This is a genomic window from Colwellia sp. 1_MG-2023 (genome assembly GCF_030546755.1).
Taxonomy (GTDB): Bacteria; Pseudomonadota; Gammaproteobacteria; order Enterobacterales; family Alteromonadaceae; genus Thalassotalea_H.
Genome location: NZ_JAUOPE010000013.1, coordinates 41,610 through 53,233 on the forward strand (window position 1 = coordinate 41,610; position 11,624 = coordinate 53,233).

The 11,624-nt window shown below is 35.5% G+C and carries 11 protein-coding genes and 2 tRNA genes; 4 read left to right on the plus strand and 9 right to left on the minus strand.

The window, feature by feature from the left end:
* Positions 1-19: 19 nt before the first annotated feature.
* The 4 genes from Q4493_RS14310 to yejK all read right to left on the minus strand — a co-directional run bounded on the left by Q4493_RS14310 (position 20) and on the right by yejK (position 3,947).
* Positions 20-859, minus strand: coding sequence for a M23 family metallopeptidase (locus tag Q4493_RS14310; protein ID WP_303453953.1), 840 nt, complete (start codon positions 857-859; stop codon positions 20-22).
* Positions 852-1,733, minus strand: a complete 882-nt coding sequence (locus Q4493_RS14315) for a 6-carboxytetrahydropterin synthase (protein WP_303453955.1) — start codon at positions 1,731-1,733, stop codon at positions 852-854. The genes Q4493_RS14310 and Q4493_RS14315 overlap by 8 nt, the downstream gene beginning before the upstream one ends.
* A gap of 9 nt (positions 1,734-1,742) precedes the next feature.
* Positions 1,743-2,774 carry a dihydroorotase gene (gene pyrC / locus Q4493_RS14320; RefSeq protein WP_303453956.1) on the minus strand — a complete coding sequence of 344 codons (1,032 nt, stop codon included), beginning with the start codon at positions 2,772-2,774 and terminating at the stop codon, positions 1,743-1,745.
* A gap of 111 nt (positions 2,775-2,885) precedes the next feature.
* On the minus strand, positions 2,886-3,947 hold the full coding sequence (gene yejK / locus Q4493_RS14325; protein ID WP_303453959.1) for a nucleoid-associated protein YejK: 1,062 nt from the start codon (positions 3,945-3,947) through the stop codon (positions 2,886-2,888).
* 77 nt (positions 3,948-4,024) lie between these two features.
* On the opposite strand from yejK, the gene Q4493_RS14330 reads away from it, so the two are divergent.
* From Q4493_RS14330 to Q4493_RS14340, 3 genes are all read left to right on the plus strand, one after another.
* A complete protein-coding gene (locus Q4493_RS14330) occupies positions 4,025-4,237 on the plus strand; it encodes a DUF1414 domain-containing protein (RefSeq protein ID WP_303453962.1) in 213 nt (70 codons plus the stop codon).
* A gap of 83 nt (positions 4,238-4,320) precedes the next feature.
* The gene (locus Q4493_RS14335; protein ID WP_303453964.1) at positions 4,321-6,015 is read left to right on the plus strand and encodes a DUF3413 domain-containing protein; all 1,695 of its coding nucleotides are present in this window, start codon (positions 4,321-4,323) and stop codon (positions 6,013-6,015) included.
* Between the two features lie 117 nt (positions 6,016-6,132).
* A tRNA-Pro gene (locus Q4493_RS14340) sits at positions 6,133-6,209 on the plus strand.
* Positions 6,210-6,245: 36 nt separating this feature from the next.
* On the opposite strand, the gene Q4493_RS14345 is transcribed toward Q4493_RS14340, so the two are convergent.
* The 5 genes from Q4493_RS14345 to Q4493_RS14365 form a co-directional block, all read right to left on the minus strand.
* Positions 6,246-6,548 carry a YdeI/OmpD-associated family protein gene (locus Q4493_RS14345; RefSeq protein ID WP_303453967.1) on the minus strand — a complete coding sequence of 101 codons (303 nt, stop codon included), beginning with the start codon at positions 6,546-6,548 and terminating at the stop codon, positions 6,246-6,248.
* 84 nt (positions 6,549-6,632) lie between these two features.
* On the minus strand, positions 6,633-7,382 hold the full coding sequence (locus Q4493_RS14350; RefSeq protein ID WP_303453969.1) for a hydratase: 750 nt from the start codon (positions 7,380-7,382) through the stop codon (positions 6,633-6,635).
* Positions 7,383-7,609: 227 nt separating this feature from the next.
* Positions 7,610-7,981: a hypothetical protein gene (locus Q4493_RS14355; protein WP_303453971.1), complete on the minus strand. Its 372-nt coding sequence runs from the start codon at positions 7,979-7,981 to the stop codon at positions 7,610-7,612.
* A gap of 109 nt (positions 7,982-8,090) precedes the next feature.
* Positions 8,091-8,465 carry a hypothetical protein gene (locus tag Q4493_RS14360; RefSeq protein ID WP_303453973.1) on the minus strand — a complete coding sequence of 125 codons (375 nt, stop codon included), beginning with the start codon at positions 8,463-8,465 and terminating at the stop codon, positions 8,091-8,093.
* Positions 8,466-8,992: 527 nt separating this feature from the next.
* Positions 8,993-9,083, minus strand: a tRNA-Ser gene (locus Q4493_RS14365).
* 259 nt (positions 9,084-9,342) lie between these two features.
* Between Q4493_RS14365 and Q4493_RS14370 the strand changes: the two genes are divergently transcribed.
* Positions 9,343-11,622: a TonB-dependent receptor gene (locus Q4493_RS14370; RefSeq protein ID WP_303453975.1), complete on the plus strand. Its 2,280-nt coding sequence runs from the start codon at positions 9,343-9,345 to the stop codon at positions 11,620-11,622.
* Positions 11,623-11,624 lie beyond the last annotated feature (2 nt).

Here is an 11,624-nt window from a genome sequence, read left to right on the forward strand (position 1 = left end):
ACCTCATGTTTCTTTTATTTTATTTTATAGGCTTAGTTTTTAATACTAACATAGGATCTAAGCGCATTTGGTACCAATTGATGCGCCAATCTAAGTGTGGTCCCGTCGCCCTACCGCTTGAGCCAACTGCTGCAACAACATCACCTTGGTTAACAGTATCACCAACATTAACATAAGCATCACTTAAATGAAGAAAGCTTGATGTGATGCCATGACCATGATCAATGATCATGGTGCCACCTGAGTAAAACATATCTGCAACATATAGTACAACAGTACCTTTAGCCGGAGCTTTTACAGGATCGCCTGTTTTACCAGCATAGTCTAAGCCATAGTGCGGGCTTTTTGGCACGCCATTATAGTAACGCTGACTTCCGTAAACGCCAGTAATAATGCCTTGTATAGGTGCAATAAATCCTTGAGAAAACGCGTTATTATCACTAAATTTAGCTCTAGCAGCTTTCACTTGGCTGCTATCTTTTTTCGCTCTAGCCACTGCTTTAGGGTTTGGCTTCATGATTTTTTTAGCGATGCCTTCGACGCGTTGTATTTTATATTGTCGCGTTTTAGGGGTTAGCGTTTTAGTGAACGTTTTGCCCTTTGTATCGGTAATCGTTAAGGTATGCGTTTTATCATCATCACGACTAAAGCCAAAAACAAAATCACCTGAAGCGGAAACGGTGAGTTTTTTGTCATCAAGCTTCACCACATTGCCCGCGTTAATTTTACCCAAAACAAAACCACCCTGTTCTATCTTACCGGATAGTTCAAAAGAAAGTTCAACTGCTTTTACCATTGCACTATTCAAGATAAAACAGCCAATTAAGCATAATTTAGTGAATATGTTGTGTTTATGCACTGGCAATAGCTCCTTTGCCAACGCCTTCATAAGCAATAACTTTGATCGTTTGGCCTGGCTTAGGTTTATTTATTTGTCGGGCGATATAATCGGCTAATAACTCTACTGTTGAATCACAATCAACCACTTCTAAAACGTTTTTATCAACTGCTATGTCAAATCTTCCTTGCGGCGCAGTATAGGCAAAGTACTGATGTTCTTCCGTTAATTTAGCTTTTGCTTGTTCAGATAACTGAATGTCTGCTTTTGCGACGCGATCATCTTCTGAAGCAATATAGATATCTTCCCAGCGCTGACACCAAAAATGTTCGAGATCTGCTGATCGTTCATCATTAATAAAAAAGGTAATTTTAGAGCGATGACCATGGGCAATACGTTGGCAGTTTCCATCGTGTAACTTTAAGCCATGCGTGTAATGATAATAATCACCAGGAATATTTTCAGGACGCAAAGTTAATGTCAAACCTTGAACATTTGTAGGTAATTCTCTCAAAATAATATCGGTTAAATGTTCGGTCACTGATGTAATGTTTATTTCTTCTGCGGCAATTTTAGCAAAAGCACATTTAGGTGATTGCAAAAAATAATCAGCCCGTTCTGTGTATACATCAACAAATTCATGATCTTGATTTTCTGTTGAGTCGGTACATTCAATCATTTTGTTACTCATAGGTAATAACAATTTATGATCAACCGCGTCATCTATAATGGCTTTAATTTGTTTTTTAACTACCGCAAAATCTAACACCATGCTCATTTCATTTAATGAGCCGTCAAGTAATACATCAACAATCCAGCTTTCACCAACAATGCCGCGTAGTGGACAACAATATGAAAAGTCGATAACGGTTAAGTCATTTACAAAAAGTTGCATACTTTGTCCTTAATCTTTTACTTGCCAAGCAATGGTATCGTTTGCACGAATAGGCACAACAACATCATTACCAAAACTAAGTGTTTCTGGCACATTCCACGTTGTTTTTTCTAAGGTGATTTTATCGCTATTAACTGGCAAATTATAAAATGCAGGGCCATGTAAACTAGCAAAGCCTTCTAATTTGTCTAAAGCATTTTCTTGTTCAAATACTTCAGCGTAAAGCTCAATTGCTGCATGCGCTGTATACGCACCGGCACAACCACACGATGATTCTTTGGCATGTTTTGGATGTGGCGCAGAGTCTGTTCCTAAGAAAAACTTACTTGAACCACTGGTTGCCGCTTCAATTAATGCTTGTTGGTGAATGTTGCGTTTAAGAATTGGTAAACAAAAATAATGAGGACGAATGCCCCCCACTAACATATGGTTGCGGTTATATAATAAATGATGCACGGTAATGGTTGCAGCAACGTTTTCACCGGCTTGCTTAACAAATTCAACCGCATTTTTTGTGGTGATGTGTTCTAACACTACTTTTAAATTAGGGTAATTTGCCACTAATGGCTTTAAAATTGTGTCAATAAAAACCGCTTCACGGTCAAAGATATCAATATGATTATCGGTCACTTCACCGTGGATCAACAAGGGCATATCAACTTCTTGCATGGCGGCTAGCACGTGTGCAATATTATCTATTGAGGTAACACCTGAAGATGAATTGGTTGTCGCACCGGCGGGATATAATTTTGCTGCAAACACAATGCCACTAGCTTTTGCCTGCTTGATATCTTCTGGTGTGGTATTGTCAGTTAGGTATAACACCATTAACGGTTGAAAATGTTCGGCTGGTTTTTCAGCCATTATTCTTTGATGGTATTGTTGAGCTAATTCGGCGTTAGTTACTGGCGGTACAAGGTTTGGCATAACAATGGCACGACCAAAATAGCGGCTTATATCTGCAACGGTTGTTTTTAAAGCATCACCATCGCGTAAATGTACATGCCAATCGTCTGGACGAGTTATCGTTAATGTTGTCATTTTTTACCCTATTTTCAATTATCTGTATTTCTGTATATTTTTCGATTTATTTCTAAAGTCATTTTGCAGTGAAATGCTACACAAAACGTGTTTCAAGTAAAAGCTAACACTTTAGAATTCTTCATTTTGTTGTTCTTGTTTGTCTTGAGCTTGTAATAAGCTCAATAATTGTTCTTTCAAATTTGGTGGCACTTTATAAATAGTGATACTTTCATTCGCAGCATTATATATGACATCTTGTCCGAAATGGCTGCGTTCGAAACTTAAACTGATCCCAGCACCAAAGCCTGAATATTTAGTGATTTTGTTAACAACGGCTTGGTCATGAGGAAATGACTCTTCAATAGGATAAGACTGGTCTTGGCAAAACTTGTAAAAATCTTGCTCGCTGCCTTCTTCCCCAATAACGTGCCCTAATTCTTTGATTGAAACATCTTGAGCAGATTCTTTTTGCTCTTTGCAATAGCTGAGCAATTCTTTGCGCGTTTTTTGTTTTTCTTGTGCATCAAGTTGATTAACCGCAACAAAGTCTTCAACCGCTTGTACTAAGGTTTGTGTTTGTTCTTTTGCGTCTAAACCTTCTTCACAACCTAAAAATTCTAAAAAGAAATCAGAGACTTTTCTGCCTGCACGGCCTTTTATAAAAGAGATATATTTATTGCCATTAGCATTTTGTTGGTAATCAAATAAATCGATTCTTGCCGCCAATTGTAATCGTGACGTATCAAGATGTTGATCAGCCGAGATATTTAATTCGCCATCAACTGAATAATGCTCTGAAATAGGAATAATTGCTGCCAGTAAATAACGGCCTCCCATATATTCATAATGACAAACTACTAAATAGCCCGTTTCCGCTAATTCGTATTTCTCTAATTCATTTTTTAATAAATTACCTGCCTGACAGCTAAAGTCATAAAAACTTTGTGCATCTGATAAATAGCTTTCCATAATATCAACAAAGCGTGCTTTATCACCTTCTGCTGGAATAGTAGCAAAATGACCATAAGCTTTACTGCCTTTGCTATTGTAAATACCGTGTAAGGCATCTACAAAGTTTTCTATTTTGTGGGTAACGTCAACCGATTCAGGTCCTAAACGAAGCAAAACTTCGCCCGTTTCTTCTTTTTTCGATAAATAATGTAGTGCAATATTAGAAATAATTAAGCTCATAATTAAAGGTCAGTATTATATTGTTAACGCATTTGATAAACTTACGACAAATTATCCAATGCTATTTAGTAAATTATATGCCTATTGTATCTAAGTATTCGAACGAACGTGTAGAAAAAATTATCCAAGAGCTATTAAATGTCCTTGTTTCTGAAAAAGTAACACCAGATCTAGCCTTAATGTGTTTAGGAAATACCATTACTGACATTATTCATAATGAAGTACCCGAAAGCCAACGAGCGGCGATGGTAGAAAATTTTACTAATGCATTAAAACAGTCTATAAAGTAAAAAATTAATAAAACCAATAAAATAGATAATTCAATACCTTACTTTTGAATTAATAACAAAATAAACAGAGCGCATACGTATCCATGGTTTCATTTGGTTCTTCTACATACAGTAAACGGCTATTACCTTTAGTAAGTTGGAGCCATTGGTTTACGTTTTTTAATATTATTGCCTCAATATTATTATCTTCGTTGTATCTTTTTAATGAAGCGAGTCCTGAAACTTTACTAGGTAAGCTGTATTTAGTGATGACTTGGTTAAGTCATATGAGTTTTTTGACTTTTATTGGTTTTGTTTTACTTATTTTTCCGCTCACGCTTATTTACCCTAAAACACGATTTATCAGAGGCTCTGCCTCGCTTGTTTTCACGTTAGGGTTATTATTACTTTTACTGGATGCTTTTATATATTCACGCCTAGGATATCATTTAAATGCATCGTCAAGCGATCAAATCATTGCATTAATACAAACGCAAATTGCTGATAACAGTTGTGTTTTTTGGTTTGTTAGTGTTTTATTGTTTATCTCAATTCTTGTTTTTCAATTGGTGGTAAGTAATTACGCGTGGAAACACTTAAGGCAACTGCAAAAAACAGTATTTGCTCGTTTTATTGTCATGGGATTAGTAACTGCTTTTTTTATCAGTCACCTATTACATATTTGGGCAGACGCTAATTTAAATTATGATATTTTAAGGCAAGATACTGTTTTGCCTTTATCGTATCCGTCAACAGCCAAAACTTTACTGACTAAATATGGCATGTTTGATAAAGATGATTATATTGCCCGTAAAACTAGCCCGTTATCTTTTACAGATGTTTTGCCAACTTACCCTGAACTTAACCAGCAATGTGCGCAGTTAAAAGAGGTGGAGCAATCGGCTATTTTAGTATTAACCGATCGGTTATTAGACGAGCAACAAATTAGTCAATTTGCTCGACGTGCAACCAGCAATAAACTGCAATTAACCAATCACATTGATAACGCGTTACCAAAAGATGCATGGTTCAATCTCTTATATAGCTTGCCCTCTATCTATAAACAAGGCGTAGTTGAGCAAAATAAAAAACCGTTACTCTTTTCAGCCTTAACAGCAAATAATTTAAGCGCGTCATTAACCGTTGTTGATGAATTAAAAGAAGCAATGTCTGATTTGCCTGCTGCTTTATTAAACTACCAAGGGCTTTTTGATGAGGTCAGTCATTTAAAAGATATTTCCAGTTTAGTGTTAAGCCAGCGCTTAAATCATTTATCCACTGGTTTACATATTTTTTATTTTACTGCCTCTGATCATTATCAATATGAATTGTTTATTGATGCCCTATTACTTTCTCAAAAAAATAAAAATAATAAAGACATTGTGTGGATCAGCTCTGTTGGCAATAAAACCGAAGAAACCAGTTTAACCATTAAACCTGCGTTATTTATTTTGCCACATGAGAATGAACAAGAAATACACCATTTAACCAGCCATATGGATATTCAACCTACTTTAATGAAGCACTGGCTAGCTTGCGATATTTCAGCCGGTTCCTACAGTTCAGGCAAAGACATGGTAAAAATTAACAATGACCGTGTGATCGCTAATACAATGGATAACGGCATGATTGTTTTTAATAAAGATAAATCAGTGTTTATTGACCAAAATGGTAACTTTCAAAGTTATTCTCGTGAATTAGAATCGCCGATCATGGTGAGTTCTGATTTTCCATTAATGATTGATGGTGTACATTTTATTAAAAGTTTTGCTCAACAACAAAAAGTGACGAATAAATAAGCTAACAGCCTAACAGCTATAGTTTTTTCTTTGCATTAACTGACTAATTCATTATCATACAAGCGGTAAACTGATTATCCCTCCTTAGGTTTACCATGTGCTTAAAAATTAAATATTCGGGGTGTAGCGCAGCTTGGTAGCGCGTGCGTCTGGGGGACGTGAGGTCGCAAGTTCGAATCTTGCCACTCCGACCATATTTAATGCATTTATCCTTTCGTTAGTTTAAGTTTTTATTTCGCTTTTTTGTCAATCAAAACATCTTGTTGCCATTTGCTTGGTTTTTTATCTGTTCGATGTATACAGCCAGGCCAACAACAAGGGCGTTTCTTACCTTCATTTAAGTCATCTATAGTTCGAGTGAGCCGTTTTATTCTGGTTTTTTCTTGCTTAGCATCTTCAATCCAACAAATAAATTCATTTCGGCCAATAGGTGTTAGGCTTTCCCACTGCTTAATCATTGCTTTATCTGCTAACAATTGGGCTAAATCATTAGGTATGTTATGAACTAGCCCATTAGAAATAGTACTTTTCACTATTGTTCCTATAAAATTTTAAAAGATAAAATTAACAAGCATGCAGCTATTTATCGCCAGTAAATAGCTGAGCATCTTTTATTTTTAAGCTCGTTTAAACGTTACCGAATATTCACCAATGCCTTCATATTCTATGCTGGTTTCAATATCAAACGCCATGTTTACGATCCCTTTAAATGAACCAGTAATGATCGCAGCACCTGCTTTTAAAGAAAGGCCACGACTATTCATATAATTGACTAGCCAAATCAAGCCATCAATTGCACGATCATTTGGGTGAACACCATCAAGCTTTCTTAGCTCATCCCCTTGGGTAACGTTTATTTTAATCTTTTTTAACGCTATTGCCGTTTTTTTATCGATTTCTGGGCCAACAAACACCCCTTGATTTAACATACAATCAGCTAAACTCTCATAAAAACTCTGCTCTGCGTCTTCAGAAAATCGGCTTTGCATTAATTCTAACGCCATGTGAGCACTACCAATTGCTTCGATAATTTCAGCTTCACTATAGTCACCTGTCTTAACCGGTAAATCTTGATTAAGAACAAAGCAAACTTCAGGCTCTACACGAGCAACTGAGTTATCTTCAAATAACGTAACAATTGCGCTGTCTTTTTGAACATTAAAAATAGGAGCAGCAATAATTTTATCTTCTGCCGGAGGTAATAAACATTTCCAACCGCCTACTTCGGCAATGTCAGACATTTCTTCATGAATAGCCATAGCGTCATCAATTGAGGTAGGACGAAATGATTCTTCAAGTCGGCTTTCTTTAGTGCCTGCTTTTCGGCGATTAAAAAGTTCTTGTGCAGCTTGTTTAAAGGCTGTCATGTTATCTCCAAATGATAAAAAAATTGAACGTTCACAAATTCAGTAACTAATAATTTACCTAAGTAAACATCCATAGAATATGAATATTATTATACATTTATGGAGATTTATTGACTAAGAAGTTAAATTTATGAGGAAGATAAAAATAATGTAACAGTTTTCCAGAGTAAAAATAGACAGATATCGATACCGTTACTATTTATAATAATCAGTTAAGCCTATAACATTCAGCACTTAACATTTAACCAAGTTAAAGCTTCCTTTTCTGTATAAAATACTTTGATATTATGACCAAGCTGAGAGGATTTTTTTATGGCTTGTTCATTAAGCATGATATTTTTCTCGACGATCACAGCCACTAACGCTTCTTTTAATTCTATTCTTGAAGCAACAAAAGTTCCTAAGATTATTTGCTCACTTTCCGTGAGTTTTTTTATTACTTGTCTGGTGTCGATAAGGATTCTAAGTTTAGTAAATAAAGGGTAATAATCTGTACATAGCTCATGTATTACATTTATTCGGTCGTCAAAGGTGACATTACCTGTAAAAACAACTTTTATAATTTCTGAGTTATTAATTACCTCAATTTTTGTTCTCATACACCTTCCGAAAATTTAATGATCTAAACTAAAAATAAAGTAGCCGTTGTAACAAAATAACATGATAAAAATTACATGAATTAAAAAAACAAAACAATTCGATTTCGGCTCAGATACTGATAGAAATATAAATTAAATACATACCTAAAAAGAAAGAGCCACAACCTGCTGGCCTAAATACTGGTTTAAATTTATCAGCTGACCAAACAGCAAATTGACGATGCTTTGAAGAACCAATACATAAAAGCCCCGTAGCAACGAAAATAAGTAAATAGCCTAACGCTAGTATTAACATAGGTTGTTGTGTTGTTTCATTGTATAGCACAAAAACACAGCCAATAAGTAAACGGCTTGTAACTTCAAACCAATGAAAATATTCTTTTTTACTAAACTGAACAATTCCATTTGACCAATAATTTGGAGCAATAATCATAATGGCACTTAAGACAATTATTAACAATCCAAATGATGCAATAAAATACACGTAAACTCCTAAATCCCTTAGAAAGAACCTGAACAAATAAAGTAGATTAAAGCTTTAATAGAAGCAAACTAATATCATGTTTATTGGTGAGAAACTCATTGATAACAGGATAGCTCGCAAGCAAAAAGCCCGTGACTTTCGTAACGGGCTTTTCTAAATATGGCGGTGAAATAAAGGCTTGAACTCTACTCGAAGGATTAGCGCTACAAACCCTGTAGTTAATTAAGCAAATTTAAAACGAAAAAAAACCGCTAATTTTTCAATTAACGGTTTCTTAGAATATGGCGGTGAGATAGAGATTTGAACTCTACTTGAAGGATTAGCGCTACAAACCCTGTAGTTAATTTAGCACATTTAAAACGAAAAAAAACCGCAACTAATTAAAGATGCGGTTTCTTAGAATATGGCGGTGAGATAAAGGCTTGAACTCTACTCGAAGGATTAACACTACAAACCCTGTAGTTAATTATGCAAATTTAAAACGAAAAAAAAACCGCAACTAATTAAAGATGCGGTTTCTTAGAATATGGCGGTGAGATAGAGATTTGAACTCTAGAAGGGCTACAAACCCTTGCCGGTTTTCAAGACCGGTGCTTTCGACCACTCAGCCATCTCACCTATGTGTTGCTTCGTTTGAAGCGGTGCGAATAATAAGGACTAGTAATATATTTGTAAAGGATTATTTGCCATTTTCTGACTTTTTTATCAAAAATCGTACATTCAAATGCATTTGCACTCTCCAATCGAATATTTTAACCAACATAAACCATTTAATCCTTTGTCTCGCAAAAAACTAAAGTGTGAAAAAACATTCAACCATTAGATAATAAAACAATAAAAATTATAGCTAAAACTGTATTAACTTTAAGGTTGTGCTATGTTTTTATTAATAAAATTAAATTTTAGTTGTTTCCAAACTATGGTAATAAAAACATCTAGGCTTTTCCTCTCCAGCTTTTGCTGTTTATCTGTATATGCTCAAGAAAATACTTTAGAAGTTATCGAAGTAACCTCTCAGTTTAAAAAAGAAAACGTACAAAAAATTGCAATTTCCACTTCAGTGATCAATGACGAGCAAATAACCGCACAAGATATCAACAATGCTACCGATATTGCTAACATCACCCCAGGCATGTCATTTACTTCCTTCGCGCCTGGTCAAGGTAATATGTCAATTCGAGGCATTTTATCTAGTGAAGATGGCGCTGGTATGGATAGCTCAGTGGCGATATTTATTGATGGTTTATATCAGGGACGATTAGCACATTTAAATACTGAACTTTACGAAATAGAACGCGTTGAAATACTTAGAGGCCCACAAGGTACGGTTTTTGGTAGAAATGCCATTGGCGGTGCGCTTAATATCATCACAAAAAAACCAGAAGAAGATTTTACAGCTAGCTTATCAACGACAGTCGGTAATTATAATATTTTACGCTATAACGGTACTATTTCTGGGCCCATCAATGAATTTATCCAAGGTAAAATAAGTTATAGCCATCGAGAACATGAGGGTTTTACCCAAAACATTTTGCTCAATGAAGAAAATCAAAATGAAGATAGCGACATTTTTAGGGCTCAGTTATCAATAAATGAAGCAAATTATCAATGGTATTTATCTTATGAAAGGAATTCCGATGATCAAGCTGACATGGGGAGAACTCCCATTGTTAATGGTAATTTTGACTACGTAGGTACCTGGCAAACATTAGGAGGAAAACCATATTTAGCAACCTCTCCTATCTCTGGGTTTTCATTACGAGAAAGCGAAAGTATCACGATACAAAATGATTACCAACTCGCAGATGGAAAAATCACCACGATACTCGGCTGGCGAGATAACTTGTCGGATTGGGAAATGGCTAGCGTTGGCGTTCCTTTAGGTGGCAACTATGATCTCAATAATGACATATTAGGTGCTGATGTTAATGATGATATTTATGAAAAAGTTAAACAACATTCCATCGAGTCGCGTTGGACAACACAAATAAACTCAAAGTTAGATTTCACCCTTGGACTTTTTTATTTACAGGAGTCAACGGACCGTCTGGAACAATATAAGCTTGATTTCAATTCTAAAGATACCGGACAAACTACCTTAGGAAATGAAGTTTCGAGTCAAAAGAATAAAACGCAAAGCGCTGCTATATATACACAAGCACAATGGCAATTTATGCCTGATTGGCAGCTGATATTAGGGGGCCGATACAGTCACGATACCAAAGAAGCTGAGTTTTTGACAATCAATTGTGGTCATCAAGAAAACATACTTACCATCAATAGTCCATATTGTCATTCAGGCCAAGGCAGTCTTAATATTTTACAAGAAACCTTTAATACACAAGTTGATAAAACTTGGTCTGACTTTTCGCCTAAAGTCGCTATTCAATACTCACCTAGCAAAAACATAATGGCCTATGCGAGCATGTCAAAAGGCTATAAATCAGGTGGCTTTCCAGGTTCTCCAGGATTAGAAAATATATCGTTGCAATTTGTTGAGCCAGAAAAAGCGATTAGTTATGAAATAGGGATGAAATCAGATTGGTTAAATCAAACATTACGCGTTAATAGCAGTGCTTTTTATACTGATTATGAAAACTTACAAGTAACTTGGTTTGGTCCTTCTGCTTTAAATCCTAATTTTGGTAGTTTCGTTTCGACCAACATTGATACGTCAAAAATTACCGGTGCCGATATAGAAATGCAATATCTGGTTAATGACTATCTTTCATTAACCAGTAATTATGCTTACTTAGATTCTGAAATAAATCGTTTTATCATTACAACCTTTAATGGCGAGATTGATTTAAGTGGTTCTTCATTGCGCCAATCACCAACACATAAAGCTTTTGTTTCAGCTGATATTGACTACCCTTTAGCTAATGCTAGCCATATTTTATTCAATCTAAATTACCAATATACGGGTGAGCAACTGGGCGATTATATTAATCAGAACGTGATTTTGCCGCAAATTAACTTAGTAAACGCCCGGTTAACTTGGCGTTCGCAAGATGAAAAATATCAATGGACTCTTTGGGGTGAAAACTTAAGTGACCAACAATATATTGCGCATAGTTATGTTTTAGGGCCAGGCATTATTGGCGTATGGGGAAGCCCAAGAACTTTTGGCTTAACTTTTACAATGACGTTTGAGTAATA